This is a genomic window from Sphingopyxis indica (assembly GCF_900188185.1).
In the GTDB taxonomy this organism is placed as follows: domain Bacteria; phylum Pseudomonadota; class Alphaproteobacteria; order Sphingomonadales; family Sphingomonadaceae; genus Sphingopyxis; species Sphingopyxis indica.
Map to the genome: position 1 here is coordinate 320,025 of NZ_FZPA01000002.1, position 25,884 is coordinate 345,908.

Annotated in this window: 31 protein-coding genes, 1 tRNA gene and 1 riboswitch; of the genes, 10 read left to right on the forward strand and 22 right to left on the reverse strand. The window is 66.9% G+C overall.

The window, feature by feature from the left end; genetic code table 11:
- Positions 1-28: 28 nt before the first annotated feature.
- Complete coding sequence (locus CHB69_RS05740; RefSeq protein ID WP_089215024.1) at positions 29-1,060, forward strand: hypothetical protein; 1,032 nt, start codon at positions 29-31, stop codon at positions 1,058-1,060.
- 106 nt (positions 1,061-1,166) lie between these two features.
- On the opposite strand, the gene rplL is transcribed toward CHB69_RS05740, so the two are convergent.
- Both rplL and rplJ read right to left on the reverse strand, forming a co-directional pair.
- Positions 1,167-1,541 (reverse strand): 50S ribosomal protein L7/L12, encoded by a 375-nt coding sequence (rplL, locus tag CHB69_RS05745; protein WP_089215025.1) that lies wholly within the window; start codon positions 1,539-1,541, stop codon positions 1,167-1,169.
- A gap of 60 nt (positions 1,542-1,601) precedes the next feature.
- Positions 1,602-2,117, reverse strand: a complete 516-nt coding sequence (rplJ, locus tag CHB69_RS05750; protein WP_089215026.1) for a 50S ribosomal protein L10 — start codon at positions 2,115-2,117, stop codon at positions 1,602-1,604.
- Between the two features lie 372 nt (positions 2,118-2,489).
- Between rplJ and CHB69_RS05755 the strand changes: the two genes are divergently transcribed.
- The 3 genes from CHB69_RS05755 (at position 2,490) to CHB69_RS05765 (ending at position 3,872) form a co-directional block, all read left to right on the forward strand.
- Positions 2,490-2,831, forward strand: a complete 342-nt coding sequence (locus CHB69_RS05755; protein WP_089215027.1) for a DUF4440 domain-containing protein — start codon at positions 2,490-2,492, stop codon at positions 2,829-2,831.
- Between the two features lie 100 nt (positions 2,832-2,931).
- Positions 2,932-3,540, forward strand: a complete 609-nt coding sequence (locus tag CHB69_RS05760; protein ID WP_425442406.1) for a PadR family transcriptional regulator — start codon at positions 2,932-2,934, stop codon at positions 3,538-3,540.
- Between the two features lie 11 nt (positions 3,541-3,551).
- Positions 3,552-3,872, forward strand: a complete 321-nt coding sequence (locus CHB69_RS05765; RefSeq protein WP_089215100.1) for a DUF2218 domain-containing protein — start codon at positions 3,552-3,554, stop codon at positions 3,870-3,872.
- Between the two features lie 236 nt (positions 3,873-4,108).
- Here CHB69_RS05765 and CHB69_RS05770 read toward each other — a convergent pair whose 3' ends face one another.
- From CHB69_RS05770 to CHB69_RS05785, 4 genes are all read right to left on the reverse strand, one after another.
- Positions 4,109-4,414 (reverse strand): alkylphosphonate utilization protein, encoded by a 306-nt coding sequence (locus CHB69_RS05770; protein WP_089215101.1) that lies wholly within the window; start codon positions 4,412-4,414, stop codon positions 4,109-4,111.
- 29 nt (positions 4,415-4,443) lie between these two features.
- Positions 4,444-6,120 (reverse strand): SulP family inorganic anion transporter, encoded by a 1,677-nt coding sequence (locus tag CHB69_RS05775; protein WP_245836561.1) that lies wholly within the window; start codon positions 6,118-6,120, stop codon positions 4,444-4,446.
- A complete protein-coding gene (locus tag CHB69_RS05780; protein ID WP_089215028.1) occupies positions 6,117-6,425 on the reverse strand; it encodes a helix-turn-helix domain-containing protein in 309 nt (102 codons plus the stop codon). Before CHB69_RS05780 ends, CHB69_RS05775 begins: the two co-directional genes overlap by 4 nt.
- Before the next feature lie 283 nt (positions 6,426-6,708).
- Entirely contained in the window at positions 6,709-6,996 is a 288-nt protein-coding gene (locus CHB69_RS05785; RefSeq protein ID WP_089215029.1) for a 4a-hydroxytetrahydrobiopterin dehydratase, read from the reverse strand.
- A 51-nt stretch (positions 6,997-7,047) separates the two neighbouring features.
- Here CHB69_RS05785 and CHB69_RS05790 point away from each other — a divergent pair, with 51 nt between their 5' ends.
- Genes CHB69_RS05790 through CHB69_RS05800 form a run of 3 tightly spaced genes read left to right on the forward strand, consistent with a single transcriptional unit; the run spans position 7,048 to position 8,704 of the window.
- Positions 7,048-7,476, forward strand: a complete 429-nt coding sequence (locus CHB69_RS05790; protein WP_089215030.1) for a metallopeptidase family protein — start codon at positions 7,048-7,050, stop codon at positions 7,474-7,476.
- On the forward strand, positions 7,476-8,060 hold the full coding sequence (gene ccmA / locus CHB69_RS05795) for a heme ABC exporter ATP-binding protein CcmA (RefSeq protein WP_089215031.1): 585 nt from the start codon (positions 7,476-7,478) through the stop codon (positions 8,058-8,060). The genes CHB69_RS05790 and ccmA overlap by 1 nt, the downstream gene beginning before the upstream one ends.
- Entirely contained in the window at positions 8,057-8,704 is a 648-nt protein-coding gene (locus CHB69_RS05800) for a heme exporter protein CcmB (protein WP_089215032.1), read from the forward strand. Before ccmA ends, CHB69_RS05800 begins: the two co-directional genes overlap by 4 nt.
- A 564-nt stretch (positions 8,705-9,268) precedes the next feature.
- On the opposite strand, the gene rplA is transcribed toward CHB69_RS05800, so the two are convergent.
- The 5 genes from rplA to secE form a co-directional block, all read right to left on the reverse strand.
- Complete coding sequence (rplA, locus tag CHB69_RS05805) at positions 9,269-9,964, reverse strand: 50S ribosomal protein L1 (RefSeq protein WP_089215033.1); 696 nt, start codon at positions 9,962-9,964, stop codon at positions 9,269-9,271.
- A 4-nt stretch (positions 9,965-9,968) separates the two neighbouring features.
- On the reverse strand, positions 9,969-10,400 hold the full coding sequence (gene rplK, locus CHB69_RS05810) for a 50S ribosomal protein L11 (protein ID WP_089215034.1): 432 nt from the start codon (positions 10,398-10,400) through the stop codon (positions 9,969-9,971).
- A gap of 185 nt (positions 10,401-10,585) precedes the next feature.
- Complete coding sequence (locus tag CHB69_RS05815) at positions 10,586-11,518, reverse strand: acyl-CoA thioesterase (RefSeq protein WP_089215035.1); 933 nt, start codon at positions 11,516-11,518, stop codon at positions 10,586-10,588.
- A 100-nt stretch (positions 11,519-11,618) separates the two neighbouring features.
- Positions 11,619-12,155 (reverse strand): transcription termination/antitermination protein NusG, encoded by a 537-nt coding sequence (gene nusG / locus CHB69_RS05820; protein ID WP_089215036.1) that lies wholly within the window; start codon positions 12,153-12,155, stop codon positions 11,619-11,621.
- Between the two features lie 41 nt (positions 12,156-12,196).
- Positions 12,197-12,394 (reverse strand): preprotein translocase subunit SecE, encoded by a 198-nt coding sequence (secE, locus tag CHB69_RS05825; protein ID WP_089215037.1) that lies wholly within the window; start codon positions 12,392-12,394, stop codon positions 12,197-12,199.
- Between the two features lie 481 nt (positions 12,395-12,875).
- Here secE and CHB69_RS05830 point away from each other — a divergent pair, with 481 nt between their 5' ends.
- Positions 12,876-13,511 carry a PilZ domain-containing protein gene (locus tag CHB69_RS05830; RefSeq protein ID WP_089215038.1) on the forward strand — a complete coding sequence of 212 codons (636 nt, stop codon included), beginning with the start codon at positions 12,876-12,878 and terminating at the stop codon, positions 13,509-13,511.
- Between the two features lie 120 nt (positions 13,512-13,631).
- Here the strand turns inward: CHB69_RS05830 and CHB69_RS05835 are convergent.
- Positions 13,632-13,707 (reverse strand) — tRNA-Trp (locus tag CHB69_RS05835).
- Between the two features lie 109 nt (positions 13,708-13,816).
- Here CHB69_RS05835 and CHB69_RS05840 point away from each other — a divergent pair.
- The gene (locus tag CHB69_RS05840) at positions 13,817-14,749 is read left to right on the forward strand and encodes a DMT family transporter (protein ID WP_089215039.1); all 933 of its coding nucleotides are present in this window, start codon (positions 13,817-13,819) and stop codon (positions 14,747-14,749) included.
- Positions 14,746-15,363, forward strand: a complete 618-nt coding sequence (locus tag CHB69_RS05845; protein WP_089215040.1) for a glutathione S-transferase family protein — start codon at positions 14,746-14,748, stop codon at positions 15,361-15,363. Before CHB69_RS05840 ends, CHB69_RS05845 begins: the two co-directional genes overlap by 4 nt.
- A 25-nt stretch (positions 15,364-15,388) precedes the next feature.
- Here CHB69_RS05845 and CHB69_RS05850 read toward each other — a convergent pair whose 3' ends face one another.
- From CHB69_RS05850 to CHB69_RS05890, 10 genes are all read right to left on the reverse strand, one after another.
- On the reverse strand, positions 15,389-16,555 hold the full coding sequence (locus tag CHB69_RS05850; RefSeq protein ID WP_281252649.1) for a DUF885 domain-containing protein: 1,167 nt from the start codon (positions 16,553-16,555) through the stop codon (positions 15,389-15,391).
- Positions 16,443-17,204: a DUF885 family protein gene (locus CHB69_RS20655; RefSeq protein WP_281252650.1), complete on the reverse strand. Its 762-nt coding sequence runs from the start codon at positions 17,202-17,204 to the stop codon at positions 16,443-16,445. Before CHB69_RS20655 ends, CHB69_RS05850 begins: the two co-directional genes overlap by 113 nt.
- Positions 17,205-17,293: 89 nt before the next feature.
- Complete coding sequence (locus tag CHB69_RS05855) at positions 17,294-18,850, reverse strand: fatty acid--CoA ligase (protein WP_089215041.1); 1,557 nt, start codon at positions 18,848-18,850, stop codon at positions 17,294-17,296.
- Between the two features lie 128 nt (positions 18,851-18,978).
- Positions 18,979-19,614 (reverse strand): DUF938 domain-containing protein, encoded by a 636-nt coding sequence (locus CHB69_RS05860; protein ID WP_089215042.1) that lies wholly within the window; start codon positions 19,612-19,614, stop codon positions 18,979-18,981.
- Entirely contained in the window at positions 19,611-20,069 is a 459-nt protein-coding gene (locus CHB69_RS05865) for an ABA4-like family protein (protein ID WP_245836562.1), read from the reverse strand. Before CHB69_RS05865 ends, CHB69_RS05860 begins: the two co-directional genes overlap by 4 nt.
- Before the next feature lie 88 nt (positions 20,070-20,157).
- Positions 20,158-21,804: an aminomethyl-transferring glycine dehydrogenase subunit GcvPB gene (gene gcvPB / locus CHB69_RS05870; protein ID WP_089215043.1), complete on the reverse strand. Its 1,647-nt coding sequence runs from the start codon at positions 21,802-21,804 to the stop codon at positions 20,158-20,160.
- Entirely contained in the window at positions 21,801-23,159 is a 1,359-nt protein-coding gene (gene gcvPA / locus CHB69_RS05875; protein WP_089215044.1) for an aminomethyl-transferring glycine dehydrogenase subunit GcvPA, read from the reverse strand. The genes gcvPB and gcvPA overlap by 4 nt, the downstream gene beginning before the upstream one ends.
- Before the next feature lie 119 nt (positions 23,160-23,278).
- Positions 23,279-23,650 carry a glycine cleavage system protein GcvH gene (gene gcvH / locus CHB69_RS05880; protein WP_089215045.1) on the reverse strand — a complete coding sequence of 124 codons (372 nt, stop codon included), beginning with the start codon at positions 23,648-23,650 and terminating at the stop codon, positions 23,279-23,281.
- Between the two features lie 2 nt (positions 23,651-23,652).
- Positions 23,653-24,807 carry a glycine cleavage system aminomethyltransferase GcvT gene (gene gcvT, locus CHB69_RS05885; protein ID WP_089215046.1) on the reverse strand — a complete coding sequence of 385 codons (1,155 nt, stop codon included), beginning with the start codon at positions 24,805-24,807 and terminating at the stop codon, positions 23,653-23,655.
- A 53-nt stretch (positions 24,808-24,860) separates the two neighbouring features.
- Positions 24,861-24,967: riboswitch (glycine riboswitch) on the reverse strand.
- Positions 24,968-25,127: 160 nt separating this feature from the next.
- Entirely contained in the window at positions 25,128-25,778 is a 651-nt protein-coding gene (locus CHB69_RS05890; protein WP_089215047.1) for a Rossmann-fold NAD(P)-binding domain-containing protein, read from the reverse strand.
- Between the last annotated feature and the right edge of the window lie 106 nt (positions 25,779-25,884).

Here is a 25,884-nt window from a genome sequence, read left to right on the forward strand (position 1 = left end):
TTCGTACCATGGCCGTTTGCCCCCCACTATGACGAAGAAACTGCCTCTCTCCCGCCCCGCCACGAGCGCGATTGCCGCGTTTCTGGCCCTTTCCGCCCCCGCTGCCTTCGCGCAGGCGGCCCCTGCGCAGCCCGCTCCCGCGCCGGCGAGCCCAACGATCGAGATGTCGCCACCGGTGATCGTGCCGCCGGTCGCGCCGACAACCACGCCGACGGTGCCCGCGCCGACCGTAACGGCTCCCGCACCGGAAACGCCGCCGCCCGCGACGCCCGTGCTCCGCGTGCCGCTCGACATCGAGCCCGCCCCCGAAACGGCTCCGGCGCCGAAGGCCGCCGAAGCGCCCGCGCCGAAACCCGCACAGGCCAAGCGCAGCGCCCCGGCGCCGCGCGAAAAGGGGCCGGAGCCCGCCTCCGCTACAACGACGACGCGCTCCGTCGATGAACCCGCGCCCGTAAATGGTCCTGCCGCTGCCGCAATAGCTGAAGCAGCGCCGCCGCCGGCTGCCGTTCCGACGGTGCCCGCGACCGGGTTTGCGGCGCCTCCCAGAGCAGACGTGGCGAACGACAGCTTCCCCTGGGAACTTGCCGGCGGCGCCGCGGCGCTGCTGCTCGCGGGCGGCGCGGCCTTTGCCCTGACGCGCCGCCGCCGGGTCGTCGCCGAAGCCGAACCTGCGACCGCCTATGAAGCCCCTGTCACGCCCCAGCCCGCGGTGCATCGCGAAACGCCGGTCAAGGCGTCGCTGCCGCGCTCGACCCCGGCCTTCACCGCCGCACCGCACGGCAGCATGGGGCGTCACGAAGCGATGGCCATGGCCGGCCCCAGCGATGACAATCCCTTCCTGACGCTGAAGAAGCGGCTCAAGCGCGCGCGCTTCCAGGACCGCCGCGAGCGGATGGAATATGAGGCGCTGCTCGCCGGTCAGAAGGACGGGACGCGCAAGCCCGCGAGCGCCTGGGACGTCGCGCAGCGCCCGGCACCGGCGCCGGCCGAGCAGAAGGTGCTGCGCCCCGAACCGGCGCGCGGCCATCGCGGCCTGCGCCCCGGCTTCGCCAAGGGCTGATCCCGCCGATCACAACGAAAAAGGGCGGCGCCTCGCGGCACCGCCCCTTTCTTTTGCGTCGCAAAGCCGACCGGGTAGAACCCGCCCGGCTCGTCCGCGAACCCGATTACTTGAGTTCGACGGTCGCGCCGGCCGCTTCGAGCTTCTTCTTGATCTCTTCGGCTTCGGCCTTGTTGGCGCCTTCCTTGATCGGCTTCGGCGCGCCTTCGACCAGCGCCTTGGCTTCGCCGAGGCCCAGGCCGGTGATCGCACGGACTTCCTTGATGACGTTGATCTTCTGACCACCGTCGCCCGTCAGGATGACGTCGAACTCGTCCTTTTCTTCAGCGGCCGGAGCAGCGGCGCCGGCAGCGGCCGGAGCAGCAGCAACGGCAGCGGCAGCCGAAACGCCCCACTTTTCTTCGAGCATCTTCGAAAGCTCGGCGGCTTCCAGAACGGTCAGCGCCGACAGGTCTTCAACAATCTTGGCAAGATCAGCCATTTTCATTCTCCATTTCAAGCCGGACAGAGCCGGTGAATCATTGCAGTCAGGTAGGTAAGTTTACGCTGCGTCCTTGGCGCCATAGGCACCGAAGACCCGCGCCAGCTGGCCCGCCGGAGCCGCCGCAATCTGGGCGACCTTGGTGGCCGGAGCCTGGACGAGACCGACGATCTTCGCGCGCAGCTCGTCGAGCGACGGCAGCGAGGCAAGCGCCTTCACGCCTTCGACGTCGAGCACGACATCGCCCATGCCGCCGCCAACGATCTCGAGCTTGTCGTTGGTCTTGGCAAATTCCACGGCGACCTTCGCCGCTGCCACCGCGTCGGTGGAAGCTGCGATTGCCGTCGGGCCGGTCAGCAGATCGCCGATACCGGTGTAGGCGGTGCCATCGAGCGCGATCTTGGCCAGGCGGTTCTTCGCGACCTTGAAGCTCGCGCCGGCGTCGCGCATCTGCTGGCGAAGCACCGTCGACTGGGCGACGGTAAGGCCAAGGTTGCGAACAATCACAACCGAGGCTGCATTCGACAGCGTAGCGTTCAGCGCGGATACGGCTTCGGCCTTTTCAGCACGATCCATGCCTGTTTCTCCACTCTTGCCCGGATGCGAGCGCGCACGAGGCACGCGCGCCGCCGGGCGGCTAACACACGCGCGAACAGACATGGGACGAATCCCGCCTGATCCACGCGCAACGATGTCCGATGGGGTCGGTCAAGCCGCGAACGCCTGAAACGCCAGGCGGGCGACCGAGAAAGACTGTTCCCCGTCTCGGCTGGAAATTAAGAAGGGCAATCCCCTTCACCAACTGTCTCGGACGGAATCGCCGGGCCGAAACCCGGACGACACGCGGGCGCTCATAGCGGCGCAGCGCGCAAAGTCAAGCGCGCGTGCCGCGAGCGCCCGAGGCAACCTTGCCCATTGCGGCGAGTTGGCGGGACAGGAGGACGCGCGATGAACGACGATGGCGCATGGGCAATCGAGAAGGCTCTCTGGCTCGGCGGGCCCGAGCGATACGAGCAATCGGTCGACCGCGACTGCGTGATGGTCTTTCCGGGGATCGGTGCGATGGAATATGACGCGATCGTCGAAGAGGTCCGGCAGGCGCCGCGCTGGGCCGATGTCGAACTGAGCGAGCGCCGCCTGTCGCGGCCGCAGGCCGGGCTGTACGTCCTTGCCTATAAGGCCGCGGCGCGCCGAGAGGGGGACCAGGTCTATGGCTGCTGGTGCTCGTCGACCTATCGCGACACCGGCGGCGGCTGGCAGCTCGTCCAGCACCAGCAGACGCCGCTCTGACCCACGCGAGGCGACTGATGATCGCCCGCGAAATTGCCCCTTGCCAAATTGCATCTAAGATATATCTTAAAGCTATCTTGATTCACTCGAAGGAGCTTTTATGCATTATCATCACCACGAGCATGGCGGTCGCGGCTGCGGCCGGCGCCATGCGATGCACCGCGGCGGACGCGGTTTCGGCTTCGGGCCCGGCGGCGGACGCGGTTTCGGCGGCCGGCACGGCCACGACGGCGACGGGCGCGGCCGGCGACGCCGGATGTTCGACAGCGGCGAGTTGCGGCTCGTCCTGTTGAGGCTGATCGCCGACGAACCGCGCCACGGTTACGACCTGATCCGCCAGATCGAGGAGCTGACCGGCGGCGCCTATGCGCCGAGCCCCGGCGTCATCTATCCCACGCTGACCATGCTCGACGACATGGGCCAGATCGAAGCGCAGCAGAGCGAGGGCGCGAAGAAACTGTTCGCGATCACCCCCGATGGCGAGGCCGAACTCGCCGCGAACGCCGAAGAGGCCGAAGCGCTCGTCGCGCGGCTCGCCGCGATCGGCGAGGAACAGCAGCGCACCGATGCCGTCTCGGTGCGGCGCGCGATGGGCAATCTGCGCAATGTCCTGGTCAACCGCCTCGGCCGCCGCGAAGCCGACGAAGAGGTTCTGCACCGGATCGTCGCGCTGATCGACGAGGCGGCGCAGAAGATCGAGCGGCTGTGAAGGAGCAAGGCATGACGATTTCCGCCACGGCCCGCGTGCCGACCGCGCACGCGAGCAAATATCTTCAGCAGCTCTGCAAGCATTGGCAGCATAATCTGGCCGTCGAATTCACCCCCGAGCACGGCACCGTGACCTTCCCACGGGATGCGCGCGGCGCCGACTGGCCCGGCGACGGGCTCGCGACGCTCGACGCGGGCGCCGATGCGCTCGCGGTGCGGATCGACGCGAGCAGCGAAGCGCAGCTCGAGGGATTGAAGGGCGTCCTCGCCCGTCACCTCGACCGCTTCGCCTTTCGCGAGGCGCCGCTGACCTTCGACTGGCAGGCGGTCTAGCGGCCGATCGCCCTTGTGTGAAGCGTTAGCACAGGTTCGTGTGTCCCCGCGAAGGCGGGGACCCATCTTCCGACGGTTCAAGATGGCACCGGCATGAGATGGGCTCCCGCCTTCGCGGGAGCACACGGGCTTTATTCAGACCAAGATGATCATGCTTCAGGGTCGGAACCTGTCGCCCGCGCCATTCCTGTTTTCAGGGTTGGCGGGGACACCCCGAAACCGAACGGCCGTCCCCCTCAACGTTTCCGCACGAATTCGGCGCGCAGGACGAGGCCCTTGATGCTTTCGTGGCGGCAGTCGATTTCCTGCGGATCGGCGGTCAGCCGGATCGACTTGATGACCGTGCCGACCTTGAGCGTCTTGCCCGCGCCCTTGACCTCGAGATCCTTGACCAGAACGACGCTGTCGCCGTCGGCGAGCCGGTTGCCGACGGCGTCGCGCACCTCGACCTCGGCCGCCGCCGCACGGCGCGCGGCGAGTTCGGAGGCCGGCAGCCACTCGCCGCTTTCCTCGTCATAGACATAATCTTCGTCGTTGCTCATTTCATTCTCCATGGATTGGGGCCGGCGCGTCAGTGGCGCGCGGCATCGTCGAGGCCCGCGAGCTCGATGCCGAGCGCCTGCGCGCTCGCATAATCGGCGGCATAGGAAATCTTTCCCGCGGCTTCGCCGAGGCCGATGCGTTCGAGCATCGCCCTCGGCTGCGGCTGCACGCCCGAGAGGATGACATGCGCGCCGGCGATCCGTGCCTGACGGGCGAATTCCTCGATCGCCTGCGCGCCGCTCGCATCGAGCAGCGGGACGAGCCGCATCCGCAGGATGATGACGCGCGGCGGCGCGCCGAGCCGGCGCAGCGTGTCGAGCAGTTCGCCCGCGACGCCGAAGAAGAGCGGCCCCGCGATACGAAACACCTCGACCCCCTTGGGCAGATCGTCGCGCTGGTCGAGATCCTCTTTATCGAGTTCGGCATCGCGGTCGCCGCCGCGCCTGACCTCGACCGCCTCGGCCATGCGCGCCATGAAGAGCAGCGAGGCGAGCGTCACCCCGACGGCGATGGCGACGGTCAGGTCGACGAGCACCGTCAGCCCGAAGGTGAGGAGCAGCACCGCGCGGTCGCTGTTGGGCATTTTGAGCAATGCGAGGAAGCGCTGATATTCGCTCATGCCCCACGCGACCATGAACAGGATCGCCGCGAGCGCCGCCATCGGGACATAGGCCATGAGGCGCCCCGCGAAGAGGATGAAGAGAAGCAGGAAGACCGCATGCATCATGCCCGCGACCGGCGTCTTCGCCCCCGACCGGATATTGGTCGCGGTGCGCGCGATCGCTCCGGTCGCCGGAAGGCCGCCGAAAAAGGCCGAGCCGAGGTTCGCCACGCCCTGCCCGATCAATTCCTGGTTCGAACGATGCCGCGTCCCCGCCATGCCGTCGGCCACGACGGCCGAAAGCAACGCCTCGATCCCGGCCAGAAAGGCGATGGTGAAGGCCGAGGGCAACACCGCATTGACCTTCGCCAGCGAAAGCTCGGGAAAGGATGGCATCGGCAGGCCAACCGGCATATCGGGGAAGCGCGAGCCCACCGTGTCCACGGGCAGGTGAAACAGCGCGACCGCCGCCGAGGTCGCGACGACGGCGATCAGAAATCCGGGCAGGCGCGGCGCCGCGCGGCGCAGCCCGACGATGATCGCGAGCGCAGCGACACCGATACCGACCGTCGCCCCGTCTATGCTGCCGAGCGCGCCCAGATAGGCCTGCCATTTGGCAAGAAAGTCGGCGGGCACGTTCTCGATCGTCAGGCCGAGGAAATCCTTGACCTGGCTCGAAGCGATGATGACCGCGATTCCCGCGGTGAACCCCGTCACCACCGGATGCGGGATATATTTGATCATCTGCCCAAGGCGGAGCAGCCCCGCAGCGATCAGGATCAGCCCGGCGAGCAATGTCGCGATCAGCAGGCCGTCATAGCCATGGCTCGCAATGACGTTGAAGATCACCACGACGAACGCGCCGGTCGGCCCGCCGACCTGGACGCGCGAGCCGCCGAGCATCGAGATCAGGAAGCCCGCGACAACCGCGGTCACGAGCCCCTTGTCGGGCGAAGCGCCGCTGGCGATGCCGAGCGCCATCGCCAGCGGCAGCGCGACGATGGCGACGGTCAGGCCGGCGAGCGTGTCGGCGCGGAAAGTGGCAAGGGAATAGCCTTCGCGCCAGACGGTCAGCAGCTTGGGGGTAAAGCCCTGCGCGATCACTTCGCGCGGTCTCCCTCCGCAAATCGGGGCGAGAGGCGTCGTCGATCCGGCGTCGCCGCGGCTTCGCGCAGCCGGACGCCGCGTCCAATCCCGATGCTCGGCGCATTTTCGCCGAGCAGTTCGATCCCCGCATTTTCGAACGCGGTGACGACCTTCACCAGCGTGTCGACGACCCCGCGCACCTGCCCGTTCGACGCCTCCATGCGCTGGATCGTCGGCAGCGACAGGCCGGCGCGTTCGGCCAGCTCGCGCTGGTCGATCCCCAGCAACGCCCGCGCGGCGCGCATCTGTTGCGACGTGATCATATCCGCCTCATTGATGTTTCATACATCATTTATGATTATTAACACCAATAATGGATGCTGCATATATGAATTATGCTGGTCTCCGCATTAGAGCATTACGCGAATCCGAAGGCTTTCCAATTTGCCCAATGGCGCGATCGCCTTTGCCCGAAAAGGCCGTGGGTCCCCGCGAAGGCGGGGACCCATCTCCCGACGGTTCAGGATGGCACCGGCAGGAGATGGGCTCCCGCCTTCGCGGGGACACACAAGCTTTCACAATGGTTTCACTCAAAACCGGCCGGTTTCAGAGCAGCGCCTCGATCGCCTCGGCGAGCTTTGCGTCGCGCTCCGACAGGCCGTTCGCGTCATGCGTCGTCAGCAGGATGTCCACGCGATTATAGACGTTCGACCATTCGGGATGATGGTCCATTTTTTCGGCGATGATCGCGACGCTCGCCATGAAGCCGAACGCCTGCGCGAAATCGGCGAAGGTGAAGCGGCGCGTGATCGCGTCGCGCGCCGGCTCGTGCGTCCATTCGGGGAAGCGTGCGAGCAGCGCGGCGCGCGCGGCATCGTCGAGTTTCCGGACCATCTGCTTTCTCCCGCTGGTAAAGGCCGAGCGCCCGCCATAAGGAAGGGCGCGATGAGCGACAAGACCGCCCTTCGCGATCCGCCCGCCGGCTGGGCCGGCACCGCGCCCGACGCCGATGCCTTCCATGCGATGGCCGAGGCGGCGCTCGCAGCGCTGCCCGATATGTTCAAGCCGCATATCGAAGGCGTGGTGGTCGCGATCGAGGAGGTCGCCGACGACGCGACGCTCGCCGCACTCGACATCGAGCATCCCTATGATCTGACCGGCCTTTACGAAGGCCGCCCGCTGACCGAACGCAGCATCGACACGAGCGGCGCGATGCCCGACCGCGTGACCCTTTTTCGCCTGCCGATCCTGATCGAATGGATCGAGGGCGGCGAACGGCTCGACTGGCTGATACGCCATGTGCTGATCCACGAAATCGGTCACCATTTCGGCTTTTCCGACGAGGATATGCACGCGCTCGAGGACATGGCCTGATGGCGGAGCTGCTGCGGTTCGACCGGGTGGCGTGCATCCGCGGCGACCGGCTGCTCTTCGAAGGGCTGTCGCTGGTGCTGGCGCGCGGCGAAGCGCTGTGGCTGCGCGGCCCCAATGGCGCGGGCAAGTCGAGCCTGATCCGGCTCGCCGCCGGACTGCTGCGCCCCGCTGCGGGCACGGTGACGCGCCGCGAACGCTGCGCGCTGATCGACGAGGCGGCGGCGCTCGATCCCGAGCTGCCGCTGCGCCGGGCGCTCGATTTCTGGGCGCGGGTCGACACCGTCGATGGCCATGCGGTCGACCGCGCGATAGCGGCGATGGCGCTCGCGCCGCTGTCCGACGTGCCCGTCGCCATGCTGTCGACCGGCCAGCGCAAGCGCGGCGCGATGGCGCGCGTGATCGCGAGCGGCGCGCCGATCTGGCTGCTCGACGAGCCCGCGAACGGGATGGACGAGCGCGCGCGAGGCCTGCTCGTCGCCGCGATCGCCGCGCACCGCGCGAACGGCGGCGCAGTGCTGCTCGCGTCGCATTTCAGCCTGGGGCTGAAGGATGTGGCACAGCTCGACATGGGGGCGCTGGCGTGACCGCGCTCATCGCCCTCTTCTGGCGCGACCTGCGCCGCGCGTGGGGCAGCGGCGCGCTGTGGATTCCGGTCGTCTTCTTCCTGCTCGTCGCGACCGCCTTTCCCTTCGCGGTCGGCCCCGATGCGCCGCTGCTGGCAAAGACCGGCGGCGGGATGCTGTGGGTCGCGGCGCTGCTCGCAGCGCTGCTGCCGATCGACCGGCTCGTGCGCCCAGACCGCGACGCGGGGGTGCTCGACCAGCTCGCGGTGCGCGGTTTCGCCGACGAACTGATCGCCGCAGTGAAGATTGCCGCGCACGCGATCGGCTTTGGCCTGCCGCTGCTGATCGCGCTGCTGCCCGCGGCGGCGCTGCTCGCGCAGGATGGCGCGCGGGTGGCCACGATTGCGGCAGGGCTCGCGCTCGCGATTCCGGCGCTCGCCGCGCTCGCGGTGCTGAGCGCCGCGCTGACCGCGAACCTCAAAGGCGGCAGCGCGATCGGCGGCCTGCTGATCCTGCCGCTCGCAGTGCCGCTGCTCATCTTCGGTGCGGGGATGCTCGACCCGTCGGGGCGCGGCGCGGCAAAGCTGCTCGCGGCGGTGAGCCTGCTGTTGACCGTAATCGGGCCGTTCGCGGCGGGCGCGGCGCTGCGGGGGCTGCGCGAATGACCGCCTTCGGCCGGTTGCTACCGTCAGGCCATCACCAGATTCGCGCAGAGACGCAGAGAACGTAGAGGGCAAGCGTGAAAATCTCTGCGTTCTCTGCGTCTCTGCGCGAAATGTTTGGAAGGCGGCATCCGACCGATTGCTGCCCTGTTGATCATCGTCACCCCGGACTTGATCCGGGGTCCATGACTTCGGCGCTGCTGTGGATCCCGGATCAAGTCCGGGATGACGAAAGAGAGCAGGCGAACGTCAGTTCCCCACCCCAACCCGGACGTCCGCCGCAAAAAACCGCTGTCCTACATCATTCGGCTGTGCCAGCCTTTGTCTCGGCTCTTTCGATAGGTGGATAAAAGCGCGGTCACGATGCGGGCGGGAGCCGGCGCGGCAGGTTCGCCGGACGCGACCCGGCGGCCGCACGAGGCTGAACTTTGCTGAACTTTGAAACGAGAGCGCGGACCCGACCCGCGATAGCCGAAGACCGCAACGGCAACAGGCCACCCCAAATGCCGCCCAAAAGAAAAGGGCCGGAGTTTCCCCCGGCCCTTTCCTGAATCGGTTGCAGGTCGATCAGGCGCCGATTTCGGCGGTGTCGACCTTCACGCCCGGGCCCATCGACGACGACAGGGCGATCTTGCGGACGTACTTGCCCTTGGCGCCCGAGGGCTTCGCCTTGACGATCGCATCGACGAAGGCGTCGAAGTTCTGGCGGAGCTTTTCCTCGCCGAACGACAGCTTGCCGAGGCCTGCGTGGATGATCCCGGCCTTTTCGACGCGGAATTCGATCTGGCCGCCCTTGGCCGCCTTGACGGCTTCGGCAACGTTCGGGGTGACGGTGCCGAGCTTCGGGTTCGGCATCAGGCCCTTCGGGCCCAGCACCTTGCCGAGGCGGCCGACGATGCCCATCATGTCGGGCGTCGCGATGACGCGGCCATAGTCGAGGTTGCCGGCCTGCATGTCTTCCATCAGGTCCTCGGCCCCGACCTTGTCGGCGCCAGCCTTCAGCGCTTCCTCGGCCTTGTCGCCGCGCGCGAAGACCGCGACCTTGACGTCCTTGCCGGTGCCCGCGGGCAGCGTGACGACGCCGCGGACCATCTGGTCGGCGTGGCGCGGGTCGACGCCCAGGTTCATCGCGATTTCCATCGTTTCGTCGAACTTCGAGCTGGCGAGTTCGCGCACCGTTTTGATCGCCTCATCGACCGCGTGGAGCTTCAGCGCGTCGACCTTGCCCTCGAGGGCCTTCTGCTTCTTGGTCAGCTTTGCCATGGGATCAGCCCTCCGTCACTTCGAGGCCCATCGAGCGGGCGCTGCCTTCGATGATCTTCGTCGCCTGTTCGATGTCGTTGGCGTTGAGATCCTTCATCTTGATCTCGGCGATCTCGCTGAGCTTCGAGCGCGCGATCTTGCCGCCGCTGATCTTGCCGGGCTCCTTCGAACCCGACTTCAGATTCGCGGCCTTCTTGATCAGATAGGTCGCCGGGGGCGTCTTGGTGACGAACGAGAAGCTCTTGTCCGCATAGACGGTGATGATGGTCGGGGTCGGGGTGCCCTTGTCCATGCCGTCGGTCGCGGCGTTGAACGCCTTGCAGAATTCCATGATGTTGACGCCGCGCTGACCGAGCGCCGGCCCGAGCGGCGGCGACGGGTTGGCGGTGCCGGCGGGCACCTGCAGCTTGATATAGCCGCTGATCTTCTTGGCCATGATGGCCTCCTTTCTTTCTGTCGCCCCGGACGGAATCCGGGGCTCAAAATAAGCGGTCCAGCAGAGGGCATCACCCCTCCTCCCGCGCGGAATCGCACCCGTGTCTGATGCGAAGCGGCGCGGTTAGACCCAAATCGGCGGAGATGCAAGGGATTTGCCCTCTCCCGAGGGGAGAGGAAAGTCGTTCACCCCTGCGGGCGGTAGCGCACGAGCCCTTCCTGGACGACGGTGGCGATCAGCGTGCCGTCCTGGCGGTAGATCGAGCCGCGGCACAGCCCGCGGTCGCCGCCGGTCCACGGACTGTCCATCACGAAGACGAACCAGTCGTCGACGCGAATGTCGCCGTGGAACCACATCGCGTGGTCGAGGCTGGTCGACACCATGCCGGGGGTCCAGAAATTGACCCCGTGCGGCAGCATCGCCGAGGACAGGAGCCCCATGTCCGAGGCAAAGGCCAGGAAACCGCGATGGATCAGCGGATCGTCGCCGATCGGCGCGGCGACGCGGAACCACTGATAATGCTGCGTCGCCTTTTCGGACGGCGCCGGGCGATAGCTGCGCACCTCGAACGGCCGGCGCCGCGCCATATGCGCGAGGTGGCGATCCGAGATATGCGGATCGGCGGCGATGAAGTCGGTGAAATCCCAGCATTCCTCCGGCGGGCGGAGGTCGGGCATCGGAACCTGGTGCGACAGCCCTTTCGCCGGAATCTGGAACGAGGCGGTCAGGTTGAAGATGACCTTGCCGTCCTGCCGCACGACGACGCGGCGGTTCGAGAAGCTGCGCCCGTCGAAATCGCGGTGGATGCGGAAATGCAGCGGCTTGGTCTCGTCGCCGCCGCGCAGGAAATAGGCGTGGAGCGAGTGGACCTCTTTGCCTTCTTCGATCGTGCGCGCCGCGGCCATCATCGCCTGCGCGATCACCTGTCCGCCGAAGATGCGGTCGCGCGCCGTGGTCGGCAGCGCGGGAAAGGTGAACTCGTCCGGAAGGCCGGGGACGGGATCGAGATCGAAGAGCCGCGCCACGGCGCCGACGACCTTTGCGGCATCGACGCCCGCGTTGATTTCGCGCGCGCGGTCGATGCGTGCCTGAATCTCTGCGGGAGAGAGCGAATTCATGATGACGGCCTACCCCTTGCCCGTCGCTCCCGCGCAGGCGGGGGCCGCTGTCGGCGCAGCGCAAGGCCGCCGACGGCCCCCGCCTGCGCGGGGGCGACGCTTATTTCATGCGTTCGACCTGCTCAAAATCGAGCTCGACGGGGGTCGCGCGGCCAAAGATCGACACCGATACCTTGACGCGCGCCTTGTCGAAATCGAGTTCCTCGACGACGCCGTTGAAGCTCGCGAACGGACCTTCGAGCACCTTGACCTGGTCGCCGATTTCGTAATCGACGCGAATCTCGGTCTTCGGACGCGCCGCGGCCTCTTCCTTGCTGTTCAGGATGCGCGCCGCCTCGGCCTCGCTGATCGGCTGCGGCTTGCCCGACGAGCCGAGAAAGCCCGTGACCTTGGGCGTGTTCTTGACGAGGTGATAGACGTCGTCGCTCATCGTCAGCTTGGCGAGGACATAGCCGGGGAAGAATTTCCGCTCGGCCTGCACCTTCTTGCCGCGCTTGACCTCGGTGACCGTCTCGACCGGCACTTCGACCGCTTCGACGAAGTCACTGAGGCCCATGCGCTCGGCTTCGGCGATCACCGAATCGCGAACCTTGTTCTCGAAGCCCGAATAGGCGTGAATGATGTACCAGCGCGCCATTGTCGTCCTGTCCCTGGAAAAATGCCTGTAACCGCGCCCTGTCAGCGCGCGAGCGACGTCAACCAGTTGACGATCGCGTTGAAAACCGTGTCGACGCCAAGGAAGAAGAAGGCGAGGATCGTCGTCATGATCAGCACCATGATCGTCGTCTGCACCGTTTCGCGGCCGGTCGGCCACACGATCTTGCCGGCTTCGGTCTTCACCTGGTTGACGAATTCGCCAATCTTGGGCCTCGCCATGTCGATCGTCCTGTCCTTGTGTCCAATTCGAAGGGCAGATGGGATGCCGGCCGCACCGCGTCAAGCGCGGTTTCAGGCAATAGTCCGCCCACCCTCCCCGGCGGGGCCGGTGAAAGGCGGAAGAAAACGGCGCATCTGTCCGAGTGAAAGCGGCCTTTAGCCGCCCGCCGGTGGCTTGGCAAGCCGCGCATGATGCGCGGCGGCGCGATCACGCGGGACGGGCCGCCGGGCGGCCGGCGAAAACGGCGTTCGAAAGGGCGCAAATATCCCCCCGGCCCGAAAACGGCCGGAACAGGAGCGAGAAAGGCCCTTAACCCGGCGGAATCGCTCCAGGATTTCTTACTGGTTACGAAATGGTTAGATCAAAACCTTCACCAACAATAAAATATCGACATCATCGGGCTTAATAACCTAGAATTTATCCGTAAATTACATAGGTCTCTACGCACTCATCCGGGTACGCAGCGATAAGGAGAAACCTGTGAACATTCCCAATGCGGCCAGCCCGGTACCGCCCGATACCAGCGGGCTCGAGGATGAGCGCCGCGAAGACAATCGGCATTGTACGGTCTTTCGGATCGCCAGGATCGCGCGCGAAAGCGACGCCGGACTGTGGCGCGTCCGCAATATTTCGGACCATGGCATGATGCTCGCGACCACTGTCGCAGTGAGTCCCGGCGAGCCGTTGCAGATCGCGCTTTCGGACGCGATCACGCTCGTCGGCAAGGTCGTGTGGGCGCGCGACGGGCGCTGCGGCGTCGAGTTCGACACGCCGGTCGACGCGCTCGACATCCTTCGCCAACTCGCCGCCGAACGCCAGTCGGGCGATTACCGCCCCCCGCGCCTGCCCGTCCACGGCCGCGCGCTCGCGGTCACCGAGGATGGCAATCACGACGTCGAGATCGAAAATCTGTCGCAGAACGGCGCCGGCGTTATCCACGGCGGCGGGCTTGAAACGGGCACCGAGTTGCTGCTCGTCCTCGGCGAAGACATCCGCCGCCGCGGCATCGTCCGCTGGTCGCGCGGCGACCCCCAGGGAATTTGGCGCGCCGGCATCTGGTTCGCCCCGCCGCTCGCGCCGGGCGACCTCGAAAGCATCCGCCGCTTTCAAAGCTGACGCACGCTGCACAAAGCCTGGCCGGACCCCAGGGGCCAGGCGCAGCGCAATCCCATCGACAAATTTTGAAGACGGTCCTCGACAAGCGGCGACCGGCGACGTCATTTCCCCGCAAGGAAATGGCAGGGGCAGCAGGATTCGAACCCGCGACCCTCGGTTTTGGAGACCGATGCTCTACCAGCTGAGCTATACCCCTAAGGCCGGAGTGCGCCCTTAGCCGCAACCGGGCGGGGTGCGCAAGCGGAATAGAGCGGCCGAATGCATAGCTTGCAAAGCATCGCCGGGCTGATATGCGCTGACCCCGCATGACCGCCGCCCGATCCTCCGACGTTCCGCAACATTATCTGGGCGGCATCGCGCTGCGGCTGCTCGCGATGGCGAGCCTCTCGCTGATGTTCGTGCTGGTGAAGATCGCCGCCGCCGACGGCGTCCACCTGGTCGAGAGCCTGTTCTGGCGGCAGGTGGTCGTGCTCCCCTTGCTTCTCCTATGGGCGATACGCCACGGCGGGATCGCGACGTTCCGCACGCAGCGCCCCGGCACCCACGCGCGGCGCGCGATGATGGGCCTCACCGGCATGGCGCTCAATTTCGGCGGCATGATCTATCTGCCGATGGCCGAGGCGACGACGATCAATCTGTCGGTGCCGATCTTTGCGGTGATCTTTGCCGCGGCCTTCCTCGGCGAGCCGACCGGGTGGCAGCGCTGGGGTGCGGTGATCGTCGGCTTTCTGGGCGTGCTCGTCGTGCTCAACCCGACGACCGTGATCGCCGGCGGCTTTACCGGCGACCATGGTATCGGCACGCTGATCGCGCTCGGCGGCGCGATCATGACCGCGCTGATCACGATCCAGGTCCGCGACCTTGCGCGCACCGAAAGCCCGATGGCGATCGTCTTCTGGTTCAGCCTGATCTCGCTCGTTCCGCTGACCATCGCCCTGCCCTTCGTAAATACGCCGCACGGCCCGGCGATCTGGGCGGTGCTGATCGGCCTCGGTCTGCTCGGCGCGGTGGTGCAGATGTCGCTGACCGGCGCGCTGCGGCTCGCCCCCGTCGCGGTGGTGACGCCGATGGATTATTCGAGCCTGCTCTGGTCGATCGCCTGCGGCTGGTATGTCTTCGGCACCCTCCCCGCCGATACGACGTGGGTCGGCGCGCCGCTGATCGTCGCGAGCGGCCTGTTCATTGCCTGGCGCGAGCATCGCCTGCATATCGAGCGGCGAAAGGACATCACCGCATGACGCTGCCCATCCTCTATCACTGCCCCGATGCGCGGTCGCTGCGCTGCCTGTGGGCGGCGGAAGAGGCTGGGCTGGACATCGACCTCAAGCTCCTGCCCTTTCCGCCGCGCGTCTTTGCGCCCGATTATCGCGCGATCAATCCGCTGATGACGGTGCCGGGGTGGGTCGAGAACGGGCGGCTGCTGACCGAATCGGCGGCGATCTGCGAGCGCATCGCCGAGGACACGCCGCTCGAAGTCGGACGCGACGAGCCCGATTACTGGACGTGGCGCAACTGGCTGCACCGCAGCGACGCGACGCTGACCTTTCCGCTCGCGATCATGATCCGCTACACGCGCGTCGAGCCCGAGCCCCGCCGGCTCGCGCAGGCGGTCGAGGATTACAAGGCCTTCTTCGGCGGCCGCGCCAAGAGCATCGAGGCCGCGCTGGCCGACGGACGCGAATGGCTCGTCGCGGGGCGCTTCACCATTGCCGACGTCGCGATCGGCTATGCGGCGTTTCTGGCGACGACGCTCGGCGCCGGCGACGTGCTCGGCGAGGCGACGAAGGACTGGCTGGCGCGCTGCACGGCGCGCGACGGGTTCGTGCGCGCGCGCGAGCGGCAGAAGGGATAAGCCGCCCGGGCGCCTGCCGTCGCTCCTACTGCTTCTTCGCCGCGATATAACGCTCGACCTGCTCTTCGAGGATATCGAGCGGCAGCGCGCCTTCGCTCAGCACCGCTTCGTGGAAGTCGCGGATGTCGAAGCGGGGTCCGAGTTCGCTTTCGGCGCGCCCCCGCAGTTCGGCGATCTTGAGCTGGCCGACCATGTAGCTCGTCGCCTGCCCCGGCCAGTTGAAATAGCGATCGACCTCGCGCGCGATGTCGGTATCGGACACCGAGCTGTTCGCCTTGAAATAGGCGATCGCCTGTTCGCGCGTCCAGCGCTTCGAATGGATGCCGGTGTCGAGCACCAGCCGGATCGCGCGCCAGACCTGCAGCGACAACATGCCGAAACGGTCATAGGGAGTTTTATACACCCCCATCTCGTTCGCGAGGCGCTCCGAATAGAGCCCCCAGCCCTCCATATAGGCGCCGTAGCCGCCATATTTGCGGAATTTCGGAATACCGGCGAGTTCCTGCTGGCGCGCGATCTGGAAATGGTGCCCGGGCGCGCCTTCATGCGCAGCGATGCCGGCGACCTGAACCTTTTGCGTCTGGTTCATGTCGACGAGATTCACATAATAGATGCCGGGCCGCGTCCCGTCGGCCGACGGCGGGTTGTAAAAGGCGGTCGGCGCCGTCGCCTCGCGCCACTTCTCGACCGCGCGCACTTCGAGCGCCGCCTTGGGCAGCACGCGAAAATAGCGGGGGGCGGCGGCCATGACCGAAGCGATCACGCCGCGCGCGTCGGCGAGATAGGCCTCGCGGCCGGCCTCGGTGTCGGGATATTTGAACCGCGGATCGGTGCGGATATGGTCGAAGAATTGCGTGAGCGTGCCCTTGAAGCCGACCTCGCGCTTGATCGCCTCCATCTCTTCATGAATCGCCGCGACCTGCTTCAGTCCGAGCTCGTGGATCTGGTCGGCGGTAAGGTCGGTGGTGGTCGAGCTTTTGAGCCGGTCGGCATAATAGGCCGCGCCGTCGGGCAGATGCCACGCGCCGAAGTTGCCCGTCGATTGCGGCTCGATCTCGTCGATCGCGGCGACCAGCGTGTCATAGCCATGCTTGAAAGGGCCGGTCAGCGCGGTGCGCGCGTCCGCCAGAAGCCTGGCCTTGGTCGCCTCGGGCGCATCGAGCGCGGCGACCTTTTTGCGAAAATCGGCCATCAGCGTCGAATCGGCGCCATCGTCGAACGGCGCGCCGGTCACCACTTTCAGCGCGTCGGCGCGCCGGGGCGAAGTTGACCTTGTTCGGAACGATTCCCGCGGCCGCCTGCTCGCGCATCGTCGCCGCGACTTCGCGCATCACGCGGTCGGTGTCGCGCAGCCGGGCGATATAGGCCTCGGCATCCGCCACGCTGTCGACCTTGTGGTTGTTGATGAGCAATACCGGGATGGCGCCGGCAGGGCTGCCATTGGTCGAGACGGGAAAGCGCAGCTTGCGAAAGCGCAGCGATTCGCGGCCGCGTTCGACTTCATATTCGAACAGGCGATAGCTGACCCGCGCGCGCTCGCCGAGCTGGTCGGGCTTGAAGCGGGCGTGCATCGCTTTCAGCTGCCGCTCGGCCAGCTCCTGGTCGCGCACCGCGGCTGCGTCGGTATAGTCGTCGAGCCGGTCGTAGTTGGTCTTGAGCCCCAGCTGGGTCTGCGATTCGGGGCTGAGCGCGAGGCGCTCGTCGAACGCCTTGTCGAGAAATTCGAGCAGCGCCTGATCCTGCGCCCTGGTCTCGGGAGCGGCCTGCGCGAACGCGGGGGCGCTCACGGGAGCGAGCGGCAGGACGGGAAGCAGCATCAGGGCAACGGCAAAGCGCATCATATTCTCCTGTCGGTTGAGGAGCTTGTCGCCGAATGGTTCGCCGGACGCAATAATATTTCAGCGGCAAAACCGGCCTGGTGCGGATCGCCTCAATTCACCATGCGCTCATAGCCCTCCCAATAGGGTGCGCGCAGATCCTTGCGCAGGATCTTGCCGCTCGCGTTGCGCGGCAGCGCTTCGATGACGTCGACGCTGCGCGGCGCCTTGAAGGCGGCGATGCGCTCGCGGGCCCAGGCGATGATGTCGTCGGGCTCGACCGTCATGCCGGCTTTGGGGACCACCACCGCCTTCACCGTCTCGCCCCATTTCGGATCGGGGATGCCGATCACCGCGACCTCCTGCACCGCGGGATGGCCATAGATCGCGCTTTCGACCTCGGCGGGATAGACATTCTCGCCGCCCGAGATGATCATGTCCTTCATCCGGTCGTGGATATAGAGATAGCCATCCTCGTCCATGTAACCGGCGTCGCCGGTGTGGATCCAGCCGCCCGCGGTCATCGTCCGCGCGGTCGCGTCGGGAAGGTTCCAATAGCCCTGCATATTGTTCGAAGATCGGGTGACGACCTCGCCCACCTCGCCGGTCGGCACCTCTTCGCCGTCGGGTCCGAGGATGCGGATTTCGACGCCGGGGAGCGGCTTGCCCGCCGAGCGCATCCGCCTGTTGCCCTCCGGATCGTGATCCTCGGGCGGAAGCATGCAGATCGTGCCCGTCGTCTCGGTCATGCCATAGGCCTGGATGAACTGCGCGCCGAACATCTTGATGCACTGGCGCAAGAGGTCGAGCGGGATCGGGGCGGCGCCATAGAGGATATATTTGAGCCGGCTGTAGTCGACGCTCGCGCAGCGCGGGTGGAGGAGCAGCATCTGCAGCGCCGCGGGGACGATGAAGAAGCGCGTCACGCCGTGATGCTCGACCGCATCGAAGACGCCGTCGGGGTTGAATTCGGCGAGGATGATGCCAGGCAGCCCCGCCGCGAGCGCCATGATGCCGAGCCCGGTGCCGCCGATATGCGCGCAGGGCATCGCGACGAGCACCGCCTCGTCATCCTCCCACCGGGTATAGGGCAGGTCGAGGTCGGCCGAATTCCTACGCAGCGCAAAGAGGTTGGTGTTGGTGAGCACCGCGCCCTTCGGATTGCCGGTCGTCCCCGAGGTATAGAGTTGCAGCACCGCATCCGCCGGTCCCGACGGATCGAACGCCACACGCCTTGCCCCGTCGATCATCGCGCGCGCGGCATCGGCGCCGATGATTTGCGGATCATGGTCGAGCTTGCCGGCGAGCTGGTCCTCCGCGGCGTCGAAGCCGGGGCCGGTGAAGACGATCTTCGCCCGCGTGTCGTTGACGATGAACGCCCATTCGACGGGCGAGAGGCGCCAGCCGATCGGCGCCATCACGATGCCGGCGCGCGCGGCGCCGAAGAAGAGGGTGAAATAAAGATCGCTGTTCTTGCCGATCCACGCGATGCGGTCGCCCCTTTCGAGCCCCGCGGCGAGCAGCGCGCTCGCGACGCGCGCGGTGCGCTCTTCGAGTTCGGCATAGCTCATCACCCGGTCTTCCTCGCGCATCGCAACGCGATCGGGACGCTCCTTTGCCCAGTGGGTGAGGAATTGGTCGAAGGTAATCAGGTCGGCGGTATCGCTCATCTGGACTCTCCCAAGCGGCTTCGCGCCATTCTCAGATCTGATAACAACAGACCCGGCGGTTTGACAAGCGCGACGCTTCGTATGCGAACTTATGCCAAGCGCGGCTGGGCGCAACGGGAAAGCGCGGATCAGCTGCGGCGGAAAAGAAGCATCAGATTATTGGCGGGCATCGCGCGCCGCTCGGCAAAAACGAAGCCCGCATCGGCGGAGGCGGTTTTCACCGCGGCAAGATCGCGCAGACCCCATTCGGGATTGCGCGCGCGCAAGCTGGCGTCGAAATCCGCATTGCTCGGCGCGGTCGGCACGTCGGGCTCGACATAGGGGCCATAGAGGATCAGCGGCGCCGCAACGGGCAGGAGGCGCGCCGCGCCCGCGAACAGGCCGAGCGTCGCGGCCCACGGGCTGATATGCACCATGTTGATGCAGAGCAGCGCATCGGCATCACCCGCCGGCCAATCGGGCGCGGCGGCATCGAGCATGAGCGGCGGCGCGACATTGGCGAGCCCCGCCTCGGCGCTCCACGCGACGATCGAGACGAGCGCGCCGGGGTCGGGATCGCTCGGCTGCCATTGCAGCTGCGGAAAGGCAGCGGCGAAATGGACCACATGCTCGCCCGACCCGCTCGCGACTTCGAGGACGGTGCCCGTGCGAGGGAGCCACTCGGCGAGCACCGCCGCGATCGCGTCGCGGTTGCGCAGCGTCGCGGGGGCGTGGCGCTTGTCGCCGGCGCCGCCGTCGCCGGGGGTCCAGGGACGCGGGCTCATTTCGCCTTTGCCAGCGCCCTGGCGCGGCGCTCGCGCATCACGAGCCATGCGAACAGCCCGACCGGCCCGACCATCAGCGTCAGGAAGAGGAAGGGCAGCTGAACGATACGGCTGAAATCCTTTTGATCGGCGTCGCGCGCGATCCACATGCCGACGAACAGGTCGAAGGCCAGATAATGCGTCCAGCCGACGACCGTGCCGCCCTTGGTCGCGAACAGCGCCATCACCCCCGAGAGGCTCGCGAAATCGAGCGCCGCCTTCGGTCCGCCGGCATCCCAGCCGCCGAACATCAGGCCGCCGAGCAGGATCGCATAGGTCAGGCAAAGCAGCGCGACGCCGGCATAGAGGATCGCCGACAGGATGCGCGGGCCGCGCGGCAGGAAGGCGAGCGCGAGCCAGCCGATCAGCGCCCAGCCGTTGGTGAGCGAATAGAGGCTTTCCCAGCTCATAATCATGGTCCCGTTCCCGTCATTGCGAGCGAAGCGAAGCAATCCAGGGAGGTTTACGCCGCTCTGGATTGCTTCGCTACGCTCGCAATGACGATCAGTTGGCTTCGCTCCACGTCAGGATCGGCTTCCTTGCCGCCAGCGTCTCGTCGAGCCGCGCGCGCGGGGCGAAATGCGGCGCCGACTTGAGCGCGGGGTCGCCATTTTTCGCGCGCATTGCGAGGCTGCGCAAGGCACCGATGAACTGGTCGAGCACCGCTTTCGACTCGGTCTCGGTCGGCTCGACGAGCATCGCGCCGTGGACGACGAGCGGAAAATAGACCGTCATCGGGTGGAAGCCCTCGTCGATCAGCCCCTTGGCGATGTCGAGCGTCGAGAAGCCCTCGGCGAAACCACGATCGCTGAACAGCGCCTCGTGCATGCACGGGCCCGACGCCGCGAAGGGGGCGTCGAGCACATCCGACAAGCTGCGCAGCACGTAATTGGCGTTGAGCACGGCGTCTTCGGCGACCTGCTTCAGCCCGTCGGCGCCGTGGCTGAGGATATAGGTCAGCGCGCGCGTGAACATGCCCATCTGGCCGTGGAAGGCGGTCATGCGCCCGAAAGTATCGGGATGCTCGTCGCCCGCACTTTCCTCTTCGACCAGCTTGAACGAGCCATCGGCGTAACGCGCGGCGTAGGGGATCGGGCCATAGGGCGCGAGCGCTTCGGACAGTACGACCGGACCCGAACCGGGGCCGCCGCCGCCGTGCGGGGTCGAGAAGGTCTTGTGGAGGTTGATGTGCATCGCATCGACGCCGAGGTCGCCGGGGCGCACCTTGCCGACGATCGCGTTGAAGTTCGCGCCGTCGCAATAGACATAGCCGCCCGCGGCGTGGACCGCGTCCGAAATCGCCTTCATGTCGCGCTCGAACAGACCGCAGGTGTTGGGGTTGGTGATCATCACGCCGGCGACGTCGGGGCCGAGCCGCGCCTTCAGCGCTTCGAGGTCGACGCGGCCCTCCTTGGTCGCCGGAATATCCTCGACCGTGAACCCAGCAAAGGCGGCGGTCGCGGGGTTGGTGCCGTGTGCGCTTTCGGGGACGAGCAGCACGCGCCGGTCCTCGCCGCGCGCTTCGAGCGCCGCCTTGATGCAGAGGATGCCGCACAGCTCGCCGTGCGCGCCGGCCTTGGGCGACATGGCGACGCCATACATGCCGGTGAGTTCGATCAGCCACACCGCGAGTTCGTTGATGACGGCGAGCGCGCCCTGCACCGTTTCCTGCGGCTGGAGCGGGTGGACGTCGGCAAAGCCCGGCATCCGCGCGACCTTTTCGTTGAGGCGCGGGTTATGCTTCATCGTGCAGCTGCCGAGCGGGAAGAGGCCAAGGTCGATCGCATAATTCTGGCGCGACAGGCGCGTGTAGTGGCGCACCGTTTCGGACTCGCTGAGCCCCGGCAGGCCGATCGGATCGCTGCGGAGCAAGGTCGAAGGGACGCTAAGCCCCTCCCCTTCAGGGGAGGGGTAGGGGTGGGGCGTGTCGGGCGTCGACGGAGGCCGAGAGGCCCCACCCCCGACCCCTCCCCTGAAGGGGAGGGGGGATTCGTCGTCGAAATCGACCCCGGTGGTCCCGGCCGAGCCGATCTCGAAAATGAGCGGCTCTTCGAGCATCAGCGCGCGGTTGCCGGTGAAGGTGGCGCTGTCGTCGGCGCCGCCCGCGACGTTCATTTCGGGGCGCCAGCCGGCGGGGTTGAGCGCGGTCATGCCAGCACCTCCTTCAGCGCCGCGGCAAAGGCGGCGATATCCTCGTCGGTCACCGTTTCGGTGACGGCGACGACCAGCCCGTTCGCGAGGCCGTCATTGTCGGGGTAGAGCCGGCCCAGCGATACGCCGCCGAGCACGCCCTTTTCGGCGAGGCTATGCACCGCGGCGCGCGCGTCGGACGGCAGGAGCAACGTGAATTCGTTGAAAAAGCTGCCGTTCATCACCGACACGCCGGGCACCTTCGCCAGTTCGGCGGCGGCCGCCTTCGCGCGCGCGTGGTTGATCGCGGCGAGCTGGCGCAGCCCCTTTTCGCCGAGCAGGCTCATGTGGATGCTGAAGGCGAGCGCGCAAAGCCCCGAATTGGTGCAGATATTGCTCGTCGCCTTCTCGCGCCGGATATGTTGCTCGCGCGTCGAGAGGGTGAGCACGAAGCCGCGCTTGCCCTGCGCGTCGACGGTCTCGCCGCACAGGCGCCCCGGCATCTGGCGGACATATTTGCTCTTGCAGGCAAAGAGGCCGACATAGGGCCCGCCGAACTGGAGCCCGACGCCGAGCGCCTGCCCCTCGCCCACCACGATGTCGGCGCCCATCTCTCCCGGCGACTTGATCAGGCCGAGCGCGACGGGTTCGGTGACCACCGCGATCAGCAGCGCGCCCGCGGCCTGGCAGGCGCTCGCAAGCGCGCTCATATCGTCGATCCGGCCAAGTATGTCGGGATATTGGACGACGACGCAGCTCGTATCCTTGTCGACCGCGTCGGCCAGCGCGCGCCAGTCGGTGCCCGGATCGAGGCTCGGATCGCCATCGACCAGGCTGTCGCGGGTATATTTCGCCATCGTCCGCGCGACGCTGCGATAATGCGGGTGCAGGCCGGTCGATAGCAGCGCCTTGCCGCGCTTGGTGATCCGCCGCGCCATCACGATCGCTTCCCAGCAGGCGGTCGAACCATCGTACATCGACGCATTGGCGACGTCGGCGCCGAACAATCGCGCGACCTGCGTCTGAAACTCGAACAGCATCTGCAAGGTGCCCTGCGCGATTTCGGGCTGATAGGGCGTATAGGCGGTCAGAAACTCGCCGCGCTGGATCAGATGATCGACGCTCGCCGGGACATGGTGGCGATAGGCACCCGCGCCGAGGAAGAAGGGACCGTCGCCCGCGGCGCGGTTCCGCCGCGACAGCGCCGCCATGTGGCGCTCGACCGCCAGCTCGCTCGCGTGCAGCGGCAGGCCGGAGATCGGGCCATCGAGCCGTGCTTCGGGCGGAACATCGGCGAACAGATCGTCGATCGACGACGCCCCGACGGCAGCAAGCATCGCCGTGCGGTCGTCGGGGGTGAGCGGGAGGTAACGCATTTCACTATCTCCCCCCTCCCGCTTGCGGGAGGGGCTGGGGGTGGGCATGGCCGCAGAGGTGAGCTTGATGGTTCAGGCCCACCCCCGACCCCTCCCGCAAGCGGGAGGGGAGGTTTTTGTCACAGATCGTCGCAATAGGCCTTGTAAGCCGCGGCGTTCATCAACCCGTCGAGCTGGCTCTTGTCGGACAACGTCATGCGGAAGAACCAGCCTTCGCCCTCGGGGTCGCTGTTGACGAGCGCGGGGTCTTCCTCGAGCTGGGCATTGCCTTCGGTCACGGTGCCGTCGACCGGGGCATAGACGTCGCTCGCCGCCTTCACCGACTCGACCACCGCGGCGTCGCCGCCCTGCGACAGTTCGGCGCCGGTGTCGGGGACTTCGACGAACACGATGTCGCCGAGCTGCCCCTGCGCATAGTCGGTGATCCCGACCGTCGCGACGTCGCCGTCGACGTCGATCCATTCATGCTCTTCGGTATAGTAACGCGGCATCGTCAGGCTCCTGTTTTACGAACATAGCGGTGCGGAACGAACGGCAAGGCGGCGACCGTCACCGGGATGCGTTTCCCGCGCACCTCGGCGGCGAGCGCGGTGCCGGGCGCGGCCGACCCGCGCGGCACATAGCCCATCGCGATCGGCGCGCCGACGCTGGGGGCGAAGCCGCCCGAGGTGACGATGCCGACTTCGCGATTGCCGTCGAACAGCTTTGCGCCTTCGCGCACCGGCAGCTTGCCTTCGACGCTCAGGCCGACGCGCTTGCGGGGGGAGCCGTCGGCGAGATGGCCGAGGATGCGCGCTGCACCGGGGAAGCCGCCTTCCTCGCGGCGGCGCTTCGAAATCGCGAAGGAGAGGTCGCCTTCGACCGGGTCGATGGCTTCGTCGAGATCGTGGCCATAGAGCGGCAGCCCCGCCTCGAGCCGCAGCGAATCGCGCGCGCCGAGCCCGATCGGCTTCACCGTCTCGAGCGCGCACAGCGCATCGGCAAGCGCTTCGGCCTGTTCGGCGGGCACCGAAATTTCGAACCCGTCCTCGCCGGTATAGCCCGAGCGGCTGATCCCCAATCGGACGTCGCCCCACAGATAGGCGCCTGCCTGCATGAAAACGAGGCGGTCGACGGGGAGAATGTCGGCGAACTCGGGCGCGACGCCGAGCGCGACGAGCGCTTCGACCGCCTTTGGCCCTTGCAGCGCGAGCAGCGCATGATCGTCGAGCAGGTTCATCTCGATTTCGTCGGGCAGATGCTCGCGCAGATGCGCGATGTCGTCCCATTTGACCGCGCCGTTGACGACCAGATAGAGGCCGCGCCCGGTGTTGGTGATCATCAGATCGTCGAGGATTCCGCCATCGTCGGCGAGCAGCAGCGAATAGCGCATCCGGCCGGGCTTCAGCGCCGAAATATCGCCGGGAACGAGCGCTTCGAGCGCCTCGGCGGCGCCCTCGCCGCTGAGCACGAGCTGGCCCATGTGGCTGACGTCGAACAGCCCGGCGCTGTCGCGCGTCCACAGATGTTCGGCCATGATGCCGTCATATTGGATCGGCATGTGATAGCCGGCGAATTCGACCATGCGCGCGCCGCGCGCGCGGTGCCAGGCGTCGAGCGGCAGCGTTTCGATCGCCGCCTCTTCGTCAATTTCTCCAATTTCGCTCATATCGGCCTCCCGTCGTTGACATGGCGCGCGGCGGCCCGATGCCGCCGCTTTGCCATGCCCCCTCTGTCACGGGAACCTGAGAGTTTTCCTCCATGAAAGCATGGAGTTACCCCTTCGGTGGTCGCAGCATGGAGCCACGACGCTTTCCAGAGTGTCCAGATCCGGCGCGCGGTCCTGCTGACCTGAGAGTTTCCGGGGCGGTTGCTCCTTCGGTGGCGAGGCGCGGATCGCTCCGGTCCCCGCGCTCTCCCGCGCGGCCGGCCGAATCCCTTGCGAGGCTCCGGCAGACGCCCGAGCCTTGGCGGCGGCGGTGGACAGAGTCAATCGGCGAGCCGCCGCATCGCGTCATTTTCATGGACGTAAATCCCCGGCGCGCCGGCATCGACGAGCGCGACGATCGCCCTTGCGACGACATCGGCGGGAATCGAGCGATAGCGCCGCAGCGAGCCGTGGAGCAGCATGTCGGTGAAAGGCGCCGCAGCCATCGCAATCCCTTCGCCCAGCCGCGGCGGCCCATGCCGCTTGCCCGTGAGCAGACCCGGCCGCAGGATATCGAGCCGGTCGAAGCCGAGCGCCGCGAGGCCCGCCTCCATCGCGCCCTTGGTGCGCAGATAGAAATTGCGGCTTTTCGCCGACGCGCCCACCGAACTGACGACGATCATATGCGCAGCATCCGCCCTTCGCGCCGCGCCGGCAGCCGCGAGCACGAGATCGAGGTCGACCGCGCGAAAGGCGGCCTGCGACCCTGCCTGCCTGATCGTCGTGCCGAGGCAGCAGATCAGCGTCGCGGGACGCACGGCGGCGATGATCGCGGGCCAGTCGTCGGGCGGCGCGACATGCTGGCTGTGGTGTGGGGGCAGGTCGGCGAGCGCATGGCGTCCAAGGATCGTCAGCGGACACTCGTCCGCCTGCGCGATCACGCTGCGACCGATCATGCCGGTTGCGCCGATGATAAGAGTTTCCGCGTCCATCTTGTCCGCCTCCCCGAGCGCAGACGAGGGGCATGTTCGAGCGAAACGAGAAGCGCCCGCCATCGGCCTCGACTTCGCTCGGCATAGCCCCTCGTCTTCGCTCGGG

What these genes read in the sequence shown, in the direction of transcription:
- CHB69_RS05740 (WP_089215024.1), top strand. Translation starts at nt 29, where the DNA reads ATGACGAAGAAACTGCCTCTCTCCCGCCCCGCCACGAGCGCGATTGCC.
- rplL (WP_089215025.1), bottom strand. Translation starts at nt 1,541, where the DNA reads ATGGCTGATCTTGCCAAGATTGTTGAAGACCTGTCGGCGCTGACCGTT.
- rplJ (WP_089215026.1), bottom strand. Translation starts at nt 2,117, where the DNA reads ATGGATCGTGCTGAAAAGGCCGAAGCCGTATCCGCGCTGAACGCTACG.
- CHB69_RS05755 (WP_089215027.1), top strand. Translation starts at nt 2,490, where the DNA reads ATGAACGACGATGGCGCATGGGCAATCGAGAAGGCTCTCTGGCTCGGC.
- CHB69_RS05760 (WP_425442406.1), top strand. Translation starts at nt 2,932, where the DNA reads ATGCATTATCATCACCACGAGCATGGCGGTCGCGGCTGCGGCCGGCGC.
- CHB69_RS05765 (WP_089215100.1), top strand. Translation starts at nt 3,552, where the DNA reads ATGACGATTTCCGCCACGGCCCGCGTGCCGACCGCGCACGCGAGCAAA.
- CHB69_RS05770 (WP_089215101.1), bottom strand. Translation starts at nt 4,414, where the DNA reads ATGAGCAACGACGAAGATTATGTCTATGACGAGGAAAGCGGCGAGTGG.
- CHB69_RS05780 (WP_089215028.1), bottom strand. Translation starts at nt 6,425, where the DNA reads ATGATCACGTCGCAACAGATGCGCGCCGCGCGGGCGTTGCTGGGGATC.
- CHB69_RS05785 (WP_089215029.1), bottom strand. Translation starts at nt 6,996, where the DNA reads ATGGTCCGGAAACTCGACGATGCCGCGCGCGCCGCGCTGCTCGCACGC.
- CHB69_RS05790 (WP_089215030.1), top strand. Translation starts at nt 7,048, where the DNA reads ATGAGCGACAAGACCGCCCTTCGCGATCCGCCCGCCGGCTGGGCCGGC.
- ccmA (WP_089215031.1), top strand. Translation starts at nt 7,476, where the DNA reads ATGGCGGAGCTGCTGCGGTTCGACCGGGTGGCGTGCATCCGCGGCGAC.
- rplA (WP_089215033.1), bottom strand. Translation starts at nt 9,964, where the DNA reads ATGGCAAAGCTGACCAAGAAGCAGAAGGCCCTCGAGGGCAAGGTCGAC.
- rplK (WP_089215034.1), bottom strand. Translation starts at nt 10,400, where the DNA reads ATGGCCAAGAAGATCAGCGGCTATATCAAGCTGCAGGTGCCCGCCGGC.
- CHB69_RS05815 (WP_089215035.1), bottom strand. Translation starts at nt 11,518, where the DNA reads ATGAATTCGCTCTCTCCCGCAGAGATTCAGGCACGCATCGACCGCGCG.
- nusG (WP_089215036.1), bottom strand. Translation starts at nt 12,155, where the DNA reads ATGGCGCGCTGGTACATCATTCACGCCTATTCGGGCTTCGAGAACAAG.
- secE (WP_089215037.1), bottom strand. Translation starts at nt 12,394, where the DNA reads ATGGCGAGGCCCAAGATTGGCGAATTCGTCAACCAGGTGAAGACCGAA.
- CHB69_RS05840 (WP_089215039.1), top strand. Translation starts at nt 13,817, where the DNA reads ATGACCGCCGCCCGATCCTCCGACGTTCCGCAACATTATCTGGGCGGC.
- CHB69_RS05845 (WP_089215040.1), top strand. Translation starts at nt 14,746, where the DNA reads ATGACGCTGCCCATCCTCTATCACTGCCCCGATGCGCGGTCGCTGCGC.
- CHB69_RS05850 (WP_281252649.1), bottom strand. Translation starts at nt 16,555, where the DNA reads ATGGCCGATTTTCGCAAAAAGGTCGCCGCGCTCGATGCGCCCGAGGCG.
- CHB69_RS20655 (WP_281252650.1), bottom strand. Translation starts at nt 17,204, where the DNA reads ATGATGCGCTTTGCCGTTGCCCTGATGCTGCTTCCCGTCCTGCCGCTC.
- CHB69_RS05855 (WP_089215041.1), bottom strand. Translation starts at nt 18,850, where the DNA reads ATGAGCGATACCGCCGACCTGATTACCTTCGACCAATTCCTCACCCAC.
- CHB69_RS05860 (WP_089215042.1), bottom strand. Translation starts at nt 19,614, where the DNA reads ATGAGCCCGCGTCCCTGGACCCCCGGCGACGGCGGCGCCGGCGACAAG.
- CHB69_RS05865 (WP_245836562.1), bottom strand. Translation starts at nt 20,069, where the DNA reads ATGATTATGAGCTGGGAAAGCCTCTATTCGCTCACCAACGGCTGGGCG.
- gcvPB (WP_089215043.1), bottom strand. Translation starts at nt 21,804, where the DNA reads ATGACCGCGCTCAACCCCGCCGGCTGGCGCCCCGAAATGAACGTCGCG.
- gcvPA (WP_089215044.1), bottom strand. Translation starts at nt 23,159, where the DNA reads ATGCGTTACCTCCCGCTCACCCCCGACGACCGCACGGCGATGCTTGCT.
- gcvH (WP_089215045.1), bottom strand. Translation starts at nt 23,650, where the DNA reads ATGCCGCGTTACTATACCGAAGAGCATGAATGGATCGACGTCGACGGC.
- gcvT (WP_089215046.1), bottom strand. Translation starts at nt 24,807, where the DNA reads ATGAGCGAAATTGGAGAAATTGACGAAGAGGCGGCGATCGAAACGCTG.
- CHB69_RS05890 (WP_089215047.1), bottom strand. Translation starts at nt 25,778, where the DNA reads ATGGACGCGGAAACTCTTATCATCGGCGCAACCGGCATGATCGGTCGC.